Source organism: Cryobacterium sp. SO1 (assembly GCF_004210215.2).
Classification (GTDB): Bacteria; Actinomycetota; Actinomycetes; order Actinomycetales; family Microbacteriaceae; genus Cryobacterium.
In genome coordinates this window covers 623715-641923 of sequence record NZ_CP067394.1, presented here as the reverse complement: position 1 = coordinate 641923, position 18209 = coordinate 623715, and the positions used below count along the sequence as shown (strand labels likewise).

The 18209-nt window shown below is 64.4% G+C and carries 13 protein-coding genes and 3 rRNA genes; 7 read left to right on the top strand and 9 right to left on the bottom strand.

Annotated elements, in window-relative coordinates:
* Nucleotides 1-18: 18 nt before the first annotated feature.
* A complete protein-coding gene (locus BJQ95_RS03005) occupies nucleotides 19-1326 on the top strand; it encodes a DUF58 domain-containing protein (RefSeq protein ID WP_130178645.1) in 1308 nt (435 codons plus the stop codon).
* 34 nt (nucleotides 1327-1360) lie between these two features.
* Here the strand turns inward: BJQ95_RS03005 and BJQ95_RS03000 are convergent, their stop codons facing one another.
* Nucleotides 1361-2356, bottom strand: a complete 996-nt coding sequence (locus BJQ95_RS03000) for a stage II sporulation protein M (RefSeq protein ID WP_130178646.1) — start codon at nucleotides 2354-2356, stop codon at nucleotides 1361-1363.
* A 17-nt stretch (nucleotides 2357-2373) separates the two neighbouring features.
* On the opposite strand from BJQ95_RS03000, the gene BJQ95_RS02995 reads away from it, so the two are divergent.
* Entirely contained in the window at nucleotides 2374-3228 is an 855-nt protein-coding gene (locus BJQ95_RS02995) for an RDD family protein (RefSeq protein ID WP_256041505.1), read from the top strand.
* Nucleotides 3229-3591: 363 nt separating this feature from the next.
* On the opposite strand, the gene rrf is transcribed toward BJQ95_RS02995, so the two are convergent.
* From rrf to BJQ95_RS02975, 4 genes are all read right to left on the bottom strand, one after another.
* Nucleotides 3592-3708: ribosomal RNA gene (gene rrf, locus BJQ95_RS02990) — 5S ribosomal RNA — on the bottom strand.
* Between the two features lie 123 nt (nucleotides 3709-3831).
* Nucleotides 3832-6960: ribosomal RNA gene (locus tag BJQ95_RS02985) — 23S ribosomal RNA — on the bottom strand.
* Between the two features lie 472 nt (nucleotides 6961-7432).
* Nucleotides 7433-8955: ribosomal RNA gene (locus BJQ95_RS02980) — 16S ribosomal RNA — on the bottom strand.
* Together the 16S, 23S and 5S rRNA genes form the textbook arrangement of a ribosomal RNA operon.
* 603 nt (nucleotides 8956-9558) lie before the next feature.
* Nucleotides 9559-9798: a DUF3499 family protein gene (locus tag BJQ95_RS02975; protein WP_130176692.1), complete on the bottom strand. Its 240-nt coding sequence runs from the start codon at nucleotides 9796-9798 to the stop codon at nucleotides 9559-9561.
* A 183-nt stretch (nucleotides 9799-9981) separates the two neighbouring features.
* Between BJQ95_RS02975 and BJQ95_RS02970 the strand changes: the two genes are divergently transcribed.
* The 3 genes from BJQ95_RS02970 (at nucleotide 9982) to BJQ95_RS02960 (ending at nucleotide 12990) form a co-directional block, all read left to right on the top strand.
* Nucleotides 9982-10290: a hypothetical protein gene (locus BJQ95_RS02970; protein WP_370688365.1), complete on the top strand. Its 309-nt coding sequence runs from the start codon at nucleotides 9982-9984 to the stop codon at nucleotides 10288-10290.
* A gap of 180 nt (nucleotides 10291-10470) precedes the next feature.
* On the top strand, nucleotides 10471-11157 hold the full coding sequence (locus tag BJQ95_RS02965; RefSeq protein ID WP_130176999.1) for a hypothetical protein: 687 nt from the start codon (nucleotides 10471-10473) through the stop codon (nucleotides 11155-11157).
* A 246-nt stretch (nucleotides 11158-11403) separates the two neighbouring features.
* Entirely contained in the window at nucleotides 11404-12990 is a 1587-nt protein-coding gene (locus BJQ95_RS02960) for a glycosyltransferase family 39 protein (RefSeq protein ID WP_165384958.1), read from the top strand.
* On the opposite strand, the gene BJQ95_RS02955 is transcribed toward BJQ95_RS02960, so the two are convergent.
* Entirely contained in the window at nucleotides 12978-14381 is a 1404-nt protein-coding gene (locus tag BJQ95_RS02955) for a glycosyltransferase family 87 protein (RefSeq protein WP_130178153.1), read from the bottom strand. The two genes, BJQ95_RS02960 and BJQ95_RS02955, sit on opposite strands and share 13 nt — an antisense overlap.
* 109 nt (nucleotides 14382-14490) lie before the next feature.
* Here BJQ95_RS02955 and BJQ95_RS02950 point away from each other — a divergent pair, with 109 nt between their 5' ends.
* Both BJQ95_RS02950 and BJQ95_RS02945 read left to right on the top strand, forming a co-directional pair.
* A complete protein-coding gene (locus tag BJQ95_RS02950; protein WP_130178154.1) occupies nucleotides 14491-15771 on the top strand; it encodes a molybdopterin-dependent oxidoreductase in 1281 nt (426 codons plus the stop codon).
* Nucleotides 15768-16256, top strand: coding sequence for a hypothetical protein (locus BJQ95_RS02945; protein WP_130178155.1), 489 nt, complete (start codon nucleotides 15768-15770; stop codon nucleotides 16254-16256). Before BJQ95_RS02950 ends, BJQ95_RS02945 begins: the two co-directional genes overlap by 4 nt.
* On the opposite strand, the gene BJQ95_RS02940 is transcribed toward BJQ95_RS02945, so the two are convergent.
* The 3 genes from BJQ95_RS02940 to BJQ95_RS02930 are packed head-to-tail and all read right to left on the bottom strand — an operon-like array spanning nucleotide 16205 to nucleotide 18191.
* The gene (locus tag BJQ95_RS02940; RefSeq protein WP_130178156.1) at nucleotides 16205-16888 is read right to left on the bottom strand and encodes a bifunctional 2-polyprenyl-6-hydroxyphenol methylase/3-demethylubiquinol 3-O-methyltransferase UbiG; all 684 of its coding nucleotides are present in this window, start codon (nucleotides 16886-16888) and stop codon (nucleotides 16205-16207) included. The two genes, BJQ95_RS02945 and BJQ95_RS02940, sit on opposite strands and share 52 nt — an antisense overlap.
* Nucleotides 16885-17526 (bottom strand): DUF2064 domain-containing protein, encoded by a 642-nt coding sequence (locus tag BJQ95_RS02935; protein WP_130178157.1) that lies wholly within the window; start codon nucleotides 17524-17526, stop codon nucleotides 16885-16887. The genes BJQ95_RS02940 and BJQ95_RS02935 overlap by 4 nt, the downstream gene beginning before the upstream one ends.
* Nucleotides 17523-18191: a glycosyltransferase family 2 protein gene (locus BJQ95_RS02930; RefSeq protein ID WP_240694791.1), complete on the bottom strand. Its 669-nt coding sequence runs from the start codon at nucleotides 18189-18191 to the stop codon at nucleotides 17523-17525. Before BJQ95_RS02930 ends, BJQ95_RS02935 begins: the two co-directional genes overlap by 4 nt.
* Nucleotides 18192-18209 lie beyond the last annotated feature (18 nt).

Genomic DNA, 18209 nt, shown 5'->3' with positions numbered 1-18209 from the left:
TCCGATGACTCGCACCCGATGACACTGACCGGCCGGTTTGTCCTCCTCGTCGCCCTCGGCGTCGTGCCCATTGTGCTGCTCGGCGGGACCACCGCCACCGCTGCGGCCGTCCTGGCCGGCTGGCTGCTGCTCGCCCTGACGCTCGGGAGCATCGACTTGGCCCTGGCCGCGTCACCGCGGAGGCTGTCCCTGGAGCGCGTGTTGCCGGCCAGGGTCCGGTTGGGTGAGGCGGTGACAAGCGAGCTCTACCTCAGCAACGAGGGTTCCCGCCGGCTGCGCGGCGTCGTGCGGGATGCGTGGCAGCCGTCGGCCGGCGCGGGCAACAACCGCACCGCGGTGCTCCTGCCCCCGGGGGAACGGCGCCTGGTCGAGTTGACGCTGGTGCCCACCCGGCGCGGCGAACGCACCGCGTCCCATGTGACGGTGCGCTCGACGGGCCCGCTGGGCCTGTGGGCCAGGCAGGCCACCCTCATCGCGCCCGCACGCATCAGGGTGCTGCCGCCGTTCCACTCCCGCAAGCACCTGCCGAGCCGAATCAGCCGACTCAAGGAGCTTGACGGCAGAACCAGCGTGCTGGTGCGCGGACAGGGCACCGAGTTCGACTCCCTGCGCGAGTACGTACGCGGCGACGACGTCCGGTCCATCGACTGGCGTGCCACGGCCCGCCGCAACGACGTCGTGGTGCGCACCTGGCGACCCGAACGCGACCGCCGCATCGTCATCGTCATCGACACCGGCCGCACCTCTGCCGCCCGGGTCGCCGACGAGCCGCGCCTGGACACCGCGTTCGAAGCTGCGTTGCTCCTGGCCGCGCTGGCCTCCAGGGCCGGCGACCGGGTTGACTTCCTGGCCTGGGACCGCCGGGTGCGGGCCAGGGTGCAGGGCGCGTCGGGAGCGGAGCTGCTGAGCCGCATGGTGGACGGCATGGCGCTGATCGAGCCGGAGCTCATCGAGATGGACTGGACGGCGTTGCCCGGGCAGATCCGAGCGGTCACCGGCCAGCACGCCCTGGTGGTCCTGCTCACCCCGATGGATGCGCCCGGAGCGTCCACCGGGCTGCTGTCGGTATTGGGTCAGCTGACCGCCAGGCACACGGTGCTGGTGGCGTCGGTGACGGACCCGACGGTCGTTGGGCTGACCCGCAGCCGCAGCACCCGCGAAGACGTCTACCGCGCCGCGTCGGCCGAACGCACCCTGTTGGACCAGAAGAGGGTGGCGGCCGCGGTGCGCCAGCTCGGCGCCGACGTTGTCACCGGCGCCCCCGACGAGTTGCCACCGGCGTTGGCCGATCGGTACATCGCGCTCAAGGCGGCGGGCCGGCTCTAGCCGGATCGCCAGGGTCAGCCGGGGTCAGATGGACTCAGCCGGCGAAAACCCGGGCGCTGCCCGCTTCGAACTCCGCCAGGTCGCCGGTCTCGCCCGCGCGCACGGCTCGTCCGCCGAGCACCAGCATGTAGGCGAGGAAAGCGAGCAGGGCCGCGGCGCCGATGCCGATCTTCACCGGCCAGGGCCAGGGCGCCGGGGTCACGAACCCCTCGAGGATGCCGGATACCAGCAGCACGAACACCAACCCGATGGCCACCGTGAACAGGGCCCTGGCATCCTCGGCCAACGCCTGGCCGCGGGTCCGGGCGCCCGGCGCGATCCAGGCCCAGAAGATCCGAAGCCCAGCGGCCGCCGCCACGAAGATCGCCGTCAACTCGAGCAGGCCGTGCGGGGCGATGTAGAGGAAGAAGGTGTCACCCTGGTCGTACGCGAACATGACAGCCGCGGTGACGCCGAGGTTCTGGGCGTTCTGCAGCACGATATAGGGCACGTAGACGCCCAGGATGCCGAAGGCCACACACTGCGCCGCGATCCAGGCGTTGTTGGTCCACACCCGCCCCGCGAATGAGGCAGCCGGATTCTCGGAGTAGTACGACACGAAGCTCTGGTTGGCCAGCTGCTCGAGCTCGGCGGGGGACCCGAAATTGGCCAGCACGTCGGGAGTGTTCGTGGCCCAGATCGCATACAGCGACGCGACGACGACGGTGACCACGGCCACCGCCAGGGTCAGCCAGCGCAGCCGGTACAGCGCGGCCGGCAGCTGGATGAGGAAAAACCGCGGTATCTGGGCGAGCACGTTCGTGCCCGCCCCGGTGAAGCGGAGCCTGGCGCGCGACAGGATCACGGAGAGCCGGTCGCCGTGCATCGTCGACCCGGCCGCCGTCTTGATGACAGACAGCTGGGTGGCCCCGGCCTGATAGGCCTGGATCAGTTCGTCCGACTGGGCTCCGCTGAGCTGCCGCCGGTGGCCGAGCTCGGCCAGGCGGTCCCATTCGGCGCGGTGCGCCGCTGAATACGCGTCAAGATCCATCTGCTTCAATAGTAGACATGGCGGAGCCTTGGAAAGCAGCCGATCACGGTGAAGATTCCCTGATCGAGCGCGAACTGGTGACCGGTGAGGCCGTCGCCCTCGATGTGCGGCCGGCCAGCGTGATCCTGCGCAGCGCCGGGACGATGATCGACTGGGTCGCCTATGTCGGCTTCTTCCTCCTGATGGCCCTCCTGGTTTCAGTGCTGTTCGGCGACGGCGTCGACGAGGCCCTGGCCCAGGCGCTGGCCATTTCCGGCCTGGTCTTCTCGCTGCTGATCGTGCCGATGCTGGTCGAGACCCTGTCGCACGGACGTTCGTTGGGACGCTGGGCCGTCGGCGCACGCATCGTCCGCGACGACGGCGGGGCCACCGGGCTGCGGCATTCTTTCATCCGCGCTCTGATGGGCGTGATCGAGATCTTCCTCACCTTCGGCGGCCTCGCGGTCACCTGTGCGCTGCTCAACTCCCGCTCCAAACGGCTCGGTGACCTCCTGGCGGGCACCTACAGCCAGCACGAACGCGTGCCCAGGTTCAGCGAGCCCAGCTTCGTGCTGCCTCCGGTCCTGGCGTCCTGGGCCGGGACCGTGGACGTCGCCCGGCTGCCCGACCGCCTGTCCCGACGGGTGGCGCAATTCCTCAGACAGGCGCACCAGCTCTCCCCGGACACCCGGGTGCGGTTGGCGGAGAGTCTCGCCGCCGAGGTGGCACCGTTCGTGTCCCCGGTGCCGGCCGTGCCGCCGGAGTACCTGCTCATCGGGGTCGCGGAGGTGCGGCGCAACCGTGAGTACACCGGTCACCTCCTCGAACGCGGACGCCTCGACAAGCTGGCCCCGGTCCTGACCGGCCGTCCCCACGACTTCCCCGACCGCTGACCCGCCGGATCCCCCGCCTTCCCCCACCCAAGCCCGCCTCCCCTCCCGCGAGCTGTGAGTTAAGCCCCGAAAACGAGCGTGGTGTGGTGCTTTTCTCACGGTTCGCGGATGCCCCGTCTCGCGTCGACCTCGGTGGTCGAGCTCGTCGAGACCAGGTGACGGGAGTGCGGGGCCGGAGCCGGCGGCGTGCGTGTGCGCGGGTCGCCTCGCGGGGTCTCGACGAGCTCGACCAGCGGGAGGGGTGCGTGTGCGCGGGTCGTGTCGCGGGGTCTGGACGAGCTCGACCAGCGGGGGTGGGTGCGGGTGGGGGTTAAACGCAGGAAAGCCACCCCGGTGGGGTGGCTTTCCTGTTTTCTAAGTTAAGTCCGGCGGTGTCCTACTCTCCCACAGGGTCCCCCCTGCAGTACCATCGGCGCAAAGAGTCTTAGCTTCCGGGTTCGGAATGTGACCGGGCGTTTCCCTCTTGCTATAGCCGCCGAAACACCTGGTGATGGTGAATCGATTCTATATTCTTCAGTTATAGAGCCCTCCGTGGAGGGCGTTGTTCTCGACCGTACATCGAGAACCACATAGTGGACGCAGAACAGCTTATTCAAACTGTGTGTTATCAAATTATCGGCTTATTAGTACCGGTCAGCTCCAAGAGTCTTTAGTCCTCTCTTCCACATCCGGCCTATCAACGCAGTAGTCTAGCTGCGAGCCTCTCCCCCTAAGGGATGGAAATCTCATCTCGAAGCCGGCTTCCCGCTTAGATGCTTTCAGCGGTTATCCGTTCCGAACGTAGCTAATCAGCGGTGCTCCTGGCGGAACAACTGACACACCAGAGGTTCGTCCATCCCGGTCCTCTCGTACTAGGGATAGATCTTCTCAAATTTCCTGCGCGCGCAGCGGATAGGGACCGAACTGTCTCACGACGTTCTAAACCCAGCTCGCGTACCGCTTTAATGGGCGAACAGCCCAACCCTTGGGACCTACTCCAGCCCCAGGATGCGACGAGCCGACATCGAGGTGCCAAACCATGCCGTCGATATGGACTCTTGGGCAAGATCAGCCTGTTATCCCCGAGGTACCTTTTATCCGTTGAGCGACAGCGCTTCCACAAGCCACTGCCGGATCACTAGTCCCGACTTTCGTCCCTGCTCGACTTGTCAGTCTTACAGTCAAGCTCCCTTGTGCACTTACACTCGACACCTGATTGCCAACCAGGTTGAGGGAACCTTTGGGCGCCTCCGTTACTTTTTAGGAGGCAACCGCCCCAGTTAAACTACCCACCAGGCACTGTCCCTGAACCGGATCACGGTTCGAAGTTAGGTATCCAATATGACCAGAGTGGTATTTCAACGTTGACTCCACCTGAACTAGCGTCCAAGCTTCACAGTCTCCCACCTATCCTACACAAGCCACACCGAACACCAATACCAAGCTGTAGTAAAGGTCACGGGGTCTTTCCGTCCTGCTGCGCGTAACGAGCATCTTTACTCGTAATGCAATTTCGCCGAGTTCGCGGTTGAGACAGCTGGGAAGTCGTTACGCCATTCGTGCAGGTCGGAACTTACCCGACAAGGAATTTCGCTACCTTAGGATGGTTATAGTTACCACCGCCGTTTACTGGGGCTTAAATTCTCAGCTTCGCCTTGCGGCTAACCGTTCCTCTTAACCTTCCAGCACCGGGCAGGCGTCAGTCCGTATACATCGTCTTGCGACTTGGCACGGACCTGTGTTTTTAGTAAACAGTCGCTTCCCACTGGTCTCTGCGGCCTTCGAACGCTCCAGGAGTAAATCCCTTCACGCCTCAGGCCCCCCTTCTCCCGAAGTTACGGGGGCATTTTGCCGAGTTCCTTAACCACGATTCTCTCGATCTCCTTAGTATTCTCTACCTGATCACCTGAGTCGGTTTGGGGTACGGGTGACTAGAACCTCGCGTCGATGCTTTTCTTGGCAGCATAGGATCACTGATTTCACCCTCACGGGCTACCCATCGGGTCTCAGCCTTATATGAGAGACGGATTTGCCTATCTCTCGGCCTACATCCTTAGACCGGGACAACCATCGCCCGGCTCAGCTACCTTCCTGCGTCACACCTGTTAATACGCTAACCGCACCAGCATAGGGTCGCACGCTAGGCCTCACGCTTCACCCCGAAGGGATCCATCTAGAGGATTCAGATGCTTAGCATTACTGGATTAGCTTGGACGGTTCTTCGTCAGTACGGGAATATCAACCCGTTGTCCATCGACTACGCCTGTCGGCCTCGCCTTAGGTCCCGACTTACCCAGGGCGGATTAGCCTGGCCCTGGAAACCTTGATCTTTCGGAGGACGGGTTTCTCACCCGTCTTTCGCTACTCATGCCTGCATTCTCACTCGTGTAGCCTCCACGGCTGGTTTACACCGCCGCTTCGCTGGCCACACGACGCTCTCCTACCCATCAACACGGCTGAACCAACACCCCTTGGGTGCGGCTTACCAAAAATATCAATGCCACAACTTCGGTGGCGTGCTTGAGCCCCGTTACATTGTCGGCGCGGAATCACTTGACCAGTGAGCTATTACGCACTCTTTCAAGGGTGGCTGCTTCTAAGCCAACCTCCTGGTTGTCTATGCAACTCCACATCCTTTCCCACTTAGCACGCGCTTGGGGACCTTAGATGGTGGTCTGGGTTGTTTCCCTCTCGACGATGAAGCTTATCCCCCACCGTCTCACTGCTGCGCTCTCACTTACCGGCATTCGGAGTTTGGCTAACGTCAGTAACCTTTTAGGGCCCATCGGCTATCCAGTAGCTCTACCTCCGGCAAGAAACACGCAACGCTGCACCTAAATGCATTTCGGAGAGAACCAGCTATCACGAAGTTTGATTGGCCTTTCACCCCTATCCACAGCTCATCCCCTCCATTTTCAACTGAAGTGGGTTCGGTCCTCCACGACGTCTTACCGTCGCTTCAACCTGGCCATGGATAGATCACTTCGCTTCGGGTCTAGGACATGCGACTGAATCGCCCTATTCAGACTCGCTTTCGCTACGCATTCCCCTCTCGGGTTAAGCTCGCCACATATCACTAACTCGCAGGCTCATTCTTCAAAAGGCACGCTGTCACCAGAATCAGACTGGCTCCAACGGTTTGTAAGCAAACGGTTTCAGGTACTATTTCACTCCCCTCCCGGGGTACTTTTCACCTTTCCCTCACGGTACTTGTTCACTATCGGTCATGTAGGAGTATTTAGGCTTATCAGGTGGTCCTGACAGATTCACACGGGATTTCTCGGGCCCCGTGCTACTTGGGATACTCTTCGGGCGATTGCTGCATTTCGACTACGGGGTTCGCACCCTCTATGACCAGGCTTTCAATCCTGTTCGTCTATACAACGTTCTAACCCTCACGCTTCGGCAGAAGCAGCAGAAAAGTCCCGCAACCCCGACCATGCAACACCTGCCGGCTATCACACATGATCGGTTTAGCCTCTTCCGGGTTCGCTCGCCACTACTAACGGAATCACTATTGTTTTCTCTTCCTGTGGGTACTGAGATGTTTCACTTCCCCACGTTCCCTCTACCCGCCCTATATATTCAGGCGGGAGTCACCAGGTCACCTCACGGGCCTGGCGGGGTTTCCCCATTCGGACATCCTCGGATCACAGTTCGTTTATCAACTCCCCGAGGCTTATCGCAGATTACTACGTCCTTCTTCGGCTCTACATGCCAAGGCATTCACCGTTTGCTCTTGAAAATTTGAAATCACATGAGTTTGAATCGATTAAGTGCCACGAACAAAGTTCGTGACCGAAATTGACCAATGATCACACACTCAAAAAGTGTGTTGATCTTTGTAATTTGACCCCGAAGGGTTCAAATTTAAGATGCTCGCGTCCACTGTGTAGTTCTCAAAGTACGGGCGGTACCCCTCCAAGCCAGCGACCCCGAAGGATACGACTGCTGACAAGAAAAGGTCCAGAGGAAAAGTCCAACCGTGATCTCGACAAGCTCGATCAACGATTGTTCCGGTCCCTCAGGACCCAACAGCGTGCATATGCAAACCCGCCTGACCCAACCCTTTCCATTCACCGAAGTGAAGTACTGAGATCGAACCGATTGGTTCTGCATCAATGTCAATGTTCCACCCATGAGCGCCATCGAAGAACATTCGTCTTCGTATGACTTGGCACCGTGAATCTCCCTGTATACAGAGGAGAGGTGCTGTGCTCCTTAGAAAGGAGGTGATCCAGCCGCACCTTCCGGTACGGCTACCTTGTTACGACTTAGTCCTAATCACCGATCCCACCTTCGACAGCTCCATCCCTTACGGGTTTGGCCACTGGCTTCGGGTGTTACCGACTTTCATGACTTGACGGGCGGTGTGTACAAGGCCCGGGAACGTATTCACCGCAGCGTTGCTGATCTGCGATTACTAGCGACTCCGACTTCATGAGGTCGAGTTGCAGACCTCAATCCGAACTGAGACCGGCTTTTTGGGATTCGCTCCACCTTGCGGTATTGCAGCCCTTTGTACCGGCCATTGTAGCATGCGTGAAGCCCAAGACATAAGGGGCATGATGATTTGACGTCATCCCCACCTTCCTCCGAGTTGACCCCGGCAGTATCCCATGAGTTCCCACCATTACGTGCTGGCAACATAGGACGAGGGTTGCGCTCGTTGCGGGACTTAACCCAACATCTCACGACACGAGCTGACGACAACCATGCACCACCTGTATAGAGACCTTGCGGGGCAACTGTTTCCAGCCGTTTCCTCTATATGTCAAGCCTTGGTAAGGTTCTTCGCGTTGCATCGAATTAATCCGCATGCTCCGCCGCTTGTGCGGGCCCCCGTCAATTCCTTTGAGTTTTAGCCTTGCGGCCGTACTCCCCAGGCGGGGAACTTAATGCGTTAGCTGCGACACGGAGACCGTGGAATGGTCCCCACATCTAGTTCCCAACGTTTACGGCATGGACTACCAGGGTATCTAATCCTGTTCGCTCCCCATGCTTTCGCTCCTCAGCGTCAGTTACGGCCCAGAGATCTGCCTTCGCCATTGGTGTTCCTCCTGATATCTGCGCATTCCACCGCTACACCAGGAATTCCAATCTCCCCTACCGCACTCTAGTCTGCCCGTACCCACTGCAGACCCGAGGTTGAGCCTCGGGATTTCACAGCAGACGCGACAAACCGCCTACGAGCTCTTTACGCCCAATAATTCCGGACAACGCTTGCACCCTACGTATTACCGCGGCTGCTGGCACGTAGTTAGCCGGTGCTTTTTCTGCAGGTACCGTCACTTTCGCTTCTTCCCTACTAAAAGAGGTTTACAACCCGAAGGCCGTCGTCCCTCACGCGGCGTTGCTGCATCAGGCTTGCGCCCATTGTGCAATATTCCCCACTGCTGCCTCCCGTAGGAGTCTGGGCCGTGTCTCAGTCCCAGTGTGGCCGGTCACCCTCTCAGGCCGGCTACCCGTCGTCGCCTTGGTGAGCCATTACCTCACCAACTAGCTGATAGGCCGCGAGTCCATCCCAAACCGAAATTCTTTCCAACTCCTAGCCATGCGGCTGAAGCTCGTATCCGGTATTAGACACCGTTTCCAGTGCTTATCCCAGAGTTTGGGGCAGGTTACTCACGTGTTACTCACCCGTTCGCCACTGATCAGAAGAAGCAAGCTCCCTCATCACCGTTCGACTTGCATGTGTTAAGCACGCCGCCAGCGTTCGTCCTGAGCCAGGATCAAACTCTCCGTAAATGTTCAATAGCCTCACCGAGCAAGCTCAGTGGGCACATCTAGTGTGTCTAGCCGCCGGAATAGGCGAACAAGACACAAGTTTGAAACTGACAGAACAAATCATTACTGACTTGCTTTGTTGTTTAAATGTTTTCCAAAGGAATCTCCTGGCCCTTCACCGCTAGAAACGGATCCAAACCACGAGGTTTTTGGCATTTGACATTGTGCACGCTGTTGAGTTCTCAAGGATCGGACGCACCCGACTTCAAGCCTGAAAGGCTGTCGCTCCGGGGCAACTGTACTATCCTAGCCTCGGCTCGAATCACTGTCAAATCGGCTGAGTGGCGTGTTTTCGGCAAGCTACTGCCTGAAGACAATCCGCTCGATCAATTCGAGGATCGAACAAAGAGCTGATTCCCGGCCATGACGAGTCGAAACCTCGAAAACGAGTTAGTTTGTCGTGACTGAGATTTGGTCCCGCTTGAGGCCAGAAGCGCTACGGCTTTCCGAACCTGTGGGGTGACGTGAGATGACATTACGGGGATTCCGAGAGGGCCGCAAATCACCTCTGACGCCCGGGCGTGTCGGCCCTTGACGGCGTGAATCGGGGTCTCCCCACGAGGATCAGGTGGGGTACGGCGCGGTCCGGGCGGCATCCTCGACGGAGGTGAGGCGATGCCGAATCATTTGCCAACCCTGAGGCGGAGTGGTCAGGCGCGCGTGGCGTGCGCACAAGTCATAGGTATGCGGTTCGTGGCTGCCTGCGAGCGGACCGAGCACGGCCATGGAGTCGGCGTACGAGAACGTCAGGGTCGCCACGGCTTCGTCGCGGCAGGATATTCGTGAGCACGGTCTTACTGACATGGTGATTGAAGGATACCGCCGATGCCCCGCACGTAGACTGACGGTATGCCTCGTTCACGCCGCGCAACCGTGCAACCGGCCACATCCCGGGGCCGGGGCCGGGACCGGCACGGCCGCGGCATCCGGAGTTCTGCCACTGGTCCCTTCCTCCCGCCGTTGAGGACACGGATCGACACCTTTGACATGACGATTGCGTCGACTGTCGACTACTTGCGGATGGTCTGGCCCACCGAACTGGCTGACGTCAGCTTCGAAGTGGCTCCGGGGCCCATGGACGTGATCTCCGGTGTCGGGGTCGAGCGCTACGCCGTGGATGCCCGTGCCCGCCGCATCACCTTCTTTCGGCTGCCCATCCAACGGTTGAGCCGGCTGCACCGCATTGACGAGCTCCATCAGCGCATGGTCATTGAGAGCTGCGTGTTCCGTGGTGTGGCCGAGTTGCTGGGCAAAGACCCCTGGGATCTCGCGCCCGACCGGTTCCGACACTTCTAGGGGACGCTCCCCAGCACCGCCCAGGTCGCGCTTGTCCCCGGACAGGCGCGATTTTTGTTGCCGCTGATCTTTTTTCCACCAAGACCAAACCTTTTCTGCCGGGGGGCCGAATCACCTGCATACCAAGCAACACCCCGCACCACCACCCCACACCACCACCCCACAGCAAAGGATCACATCATGCGCAGCTTCACCAAGACCGCACTCGGACTGACCACCGCCGGCCTGCTCATCACCGGCCTCGCCGCCTGCTCCACGGACGAAAGCACGGCGTCGACGCCGTCCTCCAGCTCCTCCAGCAGCAGCTCCTCCGCCGAAGCCACCCCCACCCCGCTGGCCTCGATCCCCGCCCTCACCGGCGTCGACACCTCCGTCCTCCTCGACGCCGACTTCGCCGCCGCCCTCACCAGCCTGGGCCTGACCCCCGGCACCGTCGGCACCGCCACCCTCGAAGAAGGCAGCCTGCACTTCCCCATCACCGGCGGAAACGTGGACTACTACGACCCGGCCGAGGACTTCCGCCCCTACGTCCAGGGCAACATCGAGCACGAAGGCAGCGGCTTCTCCCTCACCGCCGGCGACACCGTCGTCGAACTGACCAACTTCACCATCGACCCCGGCACCTCGGAGCTCTTCGGCGACGTCACCGCCAACGGCGAGTCCGCCGCCACCCAGGTCAAGCTCTTCGACCTCTACGGCGGAACCCTCGAGCCCCTCCAGATGGACGGCGACAACGCCATCCTCACCGGCACCACCGTGCACATCTCCGCCGACGCCGCCGCCCTGCTGAACACCACCTTCAACACCGACGCCGTCGCCGACCAGCTCCTCGTGGGCATCGCCACCATCACCGTCAACACCAAGTAACCACCCGCACCACACCGCAGCACCGCCGCAGCACACGAACAACGGCCGAGCACCCGCTCGGCCGTTTTTCGCGCCCCCCAGAAGCTCGCGAAAGTGGACGCGGACGGACTCGCCCCGGGAGATCACTCGGGACTTCACGACGATGACCCCTCCGGGTAGATTCCCGGAAAGGTCGCCTACCCTCGACAAGGGGTCGCGGTGGCCCCCGGCCGATATGACTGGGTACGAATGGGAGAGAGCTCGACCATGACCACCCCCACCTCGACACTGCGCCGCGCGGCCACGCCGGCCGCCGGCCGCATCCCGGTGCGTGCCTCGGGGCGCGACGCGCTGCTGGTCGGGCTGTTCGGCACCCTGCTCACGCTCGCCTGGTCCTGGCAGCCGTCGATCTGGTTCGACGAAGCTGCGACGGTTTCCGCCACCATGCGCAGCTGGCCCGAGCTAGCCCGGATGCTCCTGAGCATCGATGCCGTGCACGGCCTGTACTACGCGGGCATGCATCTCTGGCTCGATCTCGTGGGCTATTCGCCGTTTGCGTTGCGGTTGCCGAGCGCCGTCTGTGTCGGGCTCGCGGCCGCGCTGACCGTCATACTGGTTCGTTCCCGGGCCAGCCGTCGCGCCGCCGTGCTCGCGGGTGCCGCCTTCTGCCTGCTGCCCCGGGTGACCTGGATGGGCGCAGAGGGCCGGTCCTACGCGCTGACCGCCGCCCTCGCGGTGGCGCTGACCCTGATCTTCCTGGCGGCCTGGCGTCGCGGCCCAGCGCCCCGGCGCATCCGCCTGCTCTGGTGGACCCTCTACGGCGCCGTCGCCGTCATCGCCACCGTCACCTTCATCTACCTCGCCTTCCTGGTCGGCGCCCACGGCCTGACCGCTCTGTGGACAGTGTGGGCCGGCCGGCGTCGTGACCGGGCAGCACGATCGTCGATGCTCGGCTGGGCCGTGGCCTCCGTCGCGGCCGCCGCACTGCTGCTGCCCTTCGCCCTCGGCGTGGTGGGCCAGTCCGGCCAGGTGAGCTGGATCGCCCCGATCAGCTGGGGCAGCTGGAACGGCGTATTCGTCACCCAGTGGTTCTACCTGAACCGGCCGTTCGCGGTCGCGGCATGGGCCCTGGTGATAGTCGGTGTCGTGATCCTGGGGCGCGCCGCCCACCGACGCCGCGCGACCGGACCGACTGTGCCGCGAGTGCAGGCAGGGAACCCGTCGCTGTTGGCCATCGCGGTGCCCTGGCTGGTCGTGCCCACGCTCGGGGTCATCGTCGCGTCGGCGATCGCCACACCGTTGTACTCGCCCCGCTACCTCACCTTCAGCGCACCGGCCGTGGCGATTCTGATCGGGGTGGCCCTGGATGCGCTGCGGCGCCGATGGTTGATCGTGGCCGCCCTGGTGGCGCTCGTCGGCCTGGCCGCACCCCAGTTCGTCGCCCAACGGCAGCCGGAGGCGAAGCAGAATTCGTCGTGGAGCGAGGTCGCCGAGCTCATCTCGGGCGAGCGGGCCGCCCACCCGGACGAGACCGCCGCCATCATCTACGGGCCGGTGCGCCAGCATCCGTCTGCGACCACCCGGGTGATCGCCTATTCGTATCCGGATGCCTTCGACCGGTTGATCGACGTGAAGCTGAAGACCCCCGCCGCCCAGTCCGGCGGGCTGTGGGAGACCCGCTACCCGCTGGACGCCGTGACCGACCGGTTCGACGGGGTCGACGCGGTCTGGCTGGTGACCAGCGACAAACAGGACTGGCGACCGAGCGTGACCGAGAAGCTCGCCGCCCTCGGCTACAGCCTCGACGAGGAATGGGGTCTGACCGGCGTGAACGTTTTGCGTTACGTGCGCTGAGGGTTCCTGCGGGTGGTGACGAGACGGGTGAGCGATCCCCGCCAACGCCCCAAAGCTCCCGGCCCGGCCCTCTGCACCGATACGATCACGATCAGCATCAGCGCGATGGCCAGCGAGACCCGGGTGACCGTGAGCGAGGGCACCAGCAGACGCACAGTCAGGGCCAGCGGGATCGCCAACCACTCCCAGCGGCCGCTGAGCGCGATGAACGGCAACAGCAGCAGCGCGTACCAGGGGTAGCGCGGGCTGAGCACCAGGAGGGTGCCGCCGATCATCAGGAGCTGGCCGAGCCACGGTCGCTCCGGGTCGGTCGTCCAGATGGTGACGACGGCCAAGCCGGCCAGCAGGATCGCCGCCACGACGATCGCGGAACTGCCCGGCGCGATCAGGGAGACCAGCGCGAACCTGGACCCGTCCTCGTAGCCTTCCTCGGTGAGATAGCCGGGCAGATAACCGAGCACGCCGATGCCGGTGGCCAGCACGTACGGCAGATAGAGCAACAAGAAGGTGGCGACGGCCGCGACGACGACCTTCCAGCCCTGCCGTTTGAGCATCGCGGGCGCGGCGATGGCGGGGATGAGCTTGACGCCGATGGCCACCCCGAGCAGGATCCCGCCACGAACGTACTTGGTGCTGCTGACCCAGAACGCTGCGGCGAGGACGAAGGCCACCCCGAGCAGGTCCACGTGCGAGTTGGTGATGCCCTCGGTCGCCACCAGCGGGCACCACGCCCAGAGCGCCGCGTGGCGTTGGTCGATGCCGCGGCGGCGCATGCCCACCAGCAGCATCCCGGTGATGCCCACGCACAGCAGCAGGCCGGTCAGTTGCAGCGGCCAGTAGCCGGCGTCGGGTCCGACGACGGCGCGAACGGCGGCGAAGTATATCTCGGCCGCCGGCGGATAGATGGTGGGCACCGTGGTGCGATTCAGCGCGGAACAGAGCGGCAGCCCGGTGTCCCGCGGCACGGTTTCGATGCGCTCGCCCACACACTCGGCCCCGCTATCGCCGGCCACCGGGGCGGGGAACAGCCAGTCCGGCCGCAGCCCGTCGACCCGGTCGTCCGACGGCACGTAGGCGTACGGCGAGATCCCGGCGTTCTGCACGATGCCGTCCCACGCGTAACGGGCGGAGTCGGTGCTCGTGTTGGGCGGGCCTGCCATCGCGGCCCCACCGATCACAACGGATCCGGCAAGCACGAGCACCACGACGGCGCGCCCCTTGACCCCGCGCAGCGCCACCACTGCGGCGGCGAACAGCAGCCAGAGTGCCGCGGTGCCCAGAAGCAACGGGACCGTGTCCCGGTGCGGCCTGAACAGGTCGAAGGCCACCACGAGAGCCGCGGTGAGGGCGGCGCTGGCGGCCAGGAGGATCGAAACGATGGCAATACGCACACAGCCATCCTCCCCGAGCGCGGACGCCACCCCGACCGGAGGGTGTCGGCGTCATCGAACCGTAATGATTCCGCCGGCTCCAGCCGCGGCCGAAGTGGTGGAATGGACTATGCGCCGATTGATGTACGAGGCCAGGACCCAGCTCGCCTCCCCGGTGCGAAACCCGCGGATGGCCACCGTGATCGGCCGCCTGCTCGGACTGGCTTTCCTGGTCTGTTTCGGCACCGGCCTATACAGCCATTTCCTGCAGCAACCGTTGCCCTGGATGACGTTCCCCACCCGGCCGGCCGGGCTCTACCAGGTGACCCAGGGCACCCATATCATCGCCGGGATCGCCTGCTTCCCCCTGCTGCTGGCCAAGCTCTACGTGGTCTTCCCCCAGCTGTTCCAGTACCCGCCGGTCACCTCGTTCGCCAACTTTCTCGAGCGGGCCTCGATCGCGCTCTTCGTGGGTGCCTCGCTCGTGGAGATCACGATCGGCCTGCTCAACACGTATCAGTGGTACCCGTTCCCCTTCCCGTTCAAGCAGGTGCACTTCGCCCTTGCCTTCGTGATCATCGGCTCCCTGGCCGTGCATATCGGTGTGAAGCTGCCTCTGATCGCGGCGCACTGGCGCGCCACGCCGGTGCCGGCCCCCGAGGAGCGGCACCCCGTCGACACCGGTATCGTCGAGACGCCCACCGGCCCTGACGCCGAGAATGCGCCGTCCTCAACCGAGGGCCTGCCCCGCACCCGCGGCCTGACCGGGCGGGTGCTCTCCTACATCGACCGGACCCCCGAGCTTCCGGCTCGCACCAGCCGCCGCGGCTTCCTGACCACCGTGGCGCTGTCGGTCACGGCCGTGGTCGGCCTCACGGCCGGGCAGACCTTCGCACCGCTGGACGCGGCCAACCTGTTCGGACCGCGCAAAAAAGGCGTCGGTCAGCAGGGCGTCCCCGTGAACCGCACCTCCGCCCAGGCCAAGGTGTCCACCACGGCCCTGGCGGCCGACTGGGTGCTCACCCTGGCCGTCGGCGGCACCGAACGTTCGTTCAGCCGTGCCGAGCTGGTCGCGCTCCCGCAGACCGACGTGGAGCTGCCCATCGCCTGTGTGGAGGGGTGGAGCCAGATGGCATCCTGGCGGGGTGTGCGCCTGCGCGACCTCGTCGACCTGGCCGGCGGCTCCCCCGACGCCGACCTCAGGCTGATCAGCCTCGAGCAGCGCGGCGGCTTCAAGCAGACCGAGATGGGCAGCGAGTATGTGCGTGACTCGCTGACCCTGGTGGCCCTGGAGCTGAACGGCGAGACCCTCGACCTCGAGCACGGCTACCCGGCGCGCATGATCGCGCCCGGCCGGCCGGGCGTTCTGCAGACCAAATGGCTCAGCCGGATCGAGGCGATCAACGCGTGACGACCACACTATCCCCGGCCCCGCCGACGAGGCGGATGCGCGCGGCGCGCGTCATCCTCATCGCCGTCGGCGTGTTCGGCCTCGCCTTCGGAGCCTACGTCCTGGTCGACACCGTGGCACTGCGGCGACTGCCGGGGCTTGCCCTCTGGATCGGCGCGGCCATTGTGCTGCACGACGCCGTGATCTCCCCGCTGGTGTTCGGGTTGGGCGTCCTCACCCGCCGCGCCGGGCACCGGCTGGCCGGCAGCATCATCGTGACCGTGCAGGCCGCGATCGTTCTCGGTTCGTTGATGACGCTCATCGTGCTGCCGGCCATCGTGGCGCAGGATCTGGGACCCAACAATCCCAGCATCCTGCCGCTCGACTACGCGCTGAACCTGGGCCTGTTCTGGCTGGCGCTCGCGGTAGCCAGCGTGCTGGTCTCGCTCTGGTTCTACCTGCGCACCAGGCGGGCGAACCAGCGTCCGTCCCGAATCCAGTCCTGATCCACCCGGAGACCGGCCTTCTCGGCGCGCGCACGGAGCGGCACGATGCCGATCTCGGCCCACGGGAACGCTCCGCTGCGCCGACCCTGGCCGTCTTCGAGGGTGCCCTCGAAGGCATGGTCGCGATCGGGTTCCTGGCTGACTTCGACCACGAGAGCGCCGTCCTCGGCGAGCAGTTCGGCGCACCTCGCTAGAAGCGCCCCGGCGTCGCCGCCGATACCGATGTTGCCGTCCAGGAGTAAGGCCGTGCCCCAGCCGCCTTCGAGTGGCATCGAGGCGAAAACCGACCGGTTGAGCACGGTGAGACCGGCCGCGGTGGCGATGCGCACGGCTGTCGGTGACACGTCAACGCCGAGGGCCGACAGGCCGAGGTCCATGGCGGCCCTGACCATCCGGCCCGGTCCGCAGCCGATGTCGAGCACCGGCCCGGCGGCGCCGGTCAGCACGTCGAGGTCGGTGGCGTCAGCGCCTGCGCTCCAGCGGCCGGCATCCATCGGGGCCGCCGTCGGGGACTGCGCCGTGCTGCCGTGCAGGTACAGCACCGCGGACTCGTTCTGCAGTGCAGCCGCATACGGTTCGGTGCCGCCGGCGCCGAAGGTGGGACTCTGGGTGCGGCCGGAGAGCAGGGTCATCGCTCCGCCCCGTTCCGCCGGCTGACACCGAATCCGGCCAGCGCTGCGGCGAAACGGCCGTGCGGCGCGAGGGCGGCCACGTGGTGGGCGTCCTCGATGTGATCAACGTCGGTGAGGGTGGGCAGGAAGCGCACCCGGAGGCCGGCGGCGCGGAGCCTGGCGAGTTGGTGGTCGCCGGTGAAGCTTTCCGACATCGGCACCCCCCTGATGAGGTCGCCGTCAGGGTTCCGCAACGCCAGCGCCCAGAATCCACCGTCGGCGGCGGGGCCGAACCAGGCATCGACGTCGTCAGGCCAGTCCGCGAACAGCGGGGCGAGATCGGCGGCCGACACCTGGGGGGTGTCCATCCCGATCAACACGGCGGGTTCGCTGCAGCCGTCGAAGATCGCGCCGAGGCGTTCATCGAGGCCTCCGGTGACTTGGGGCACCACCTCGTAGCCGGCAGCGGCATCGGGGGCGACGATTCCGTCGAAGGCGAGCACCCGCCGGGTGGCGGGCAGAACGGCCACGGCTTCAAGGGTGTCATCGAGGCTGGCCGCGGCCAGCTCGGCAGCCTGGTCAAGGCTGAGCGGCGGGTGCAGCCGGGTCTTGACCTTGCCGGGCAGGCATTCCTTGGCGATGACGATCAGGGTGGTCATCGGCCGGCGTCCTTCAGGAGGCGCGACATGTCGGTGATGGCCGTGAGGGTGCCGCGCACGGTGCCGGTCACCTTACTGCGGCCCACCCTGGGGGCGTACGGGGTGTCGACTTCGCGGATGCGCCAGCCCTGTACGGCGGCCTTGAGGAACACCTCGAGCGGGTAGCCGCTGCGCCGGTCCTGGAGATCGAGGGACAGGAGGTCTTCTCGCCGTGCGGCCCGCATCGGGCCCAAGTCGTAAATGTTCACACCTGTTATTCGGCGCAGTCGCCAAGAAAGAGTGGAATTGGCTATCCGGGCGTGCAACGGCCACGACCCGGCGGTCGTCGGCCGGCGCCGGCCGAGCACCAGATCGGCGTCCCCGGCCGCGATGGGATCCACCACGAGGGGCAGGTCCTGCGGATCCATCGACGCGTCGGCGTCGCAGAACGCGACGATCGGAGCGGTCGCCCGCAGCAATCCGGCATGGGCGGCTGCCCCGAAGCCCCGGCGGGCCTCGAACACGACAGTGGCCCCCGCCGCTGCAGCGATCCTCGCCGAATCATCCGTGCAGCCGTTGTCGACGACTATGGCCCGGTAGCCCTCCGGCAGCCGGCCCAGCAACCAGGGCAGGGCCCCGGCTTCGTTCAGGCACGGCATGACGATGTCGACCAGGTATTCACTCACCCCTCGACACTAGGTCGG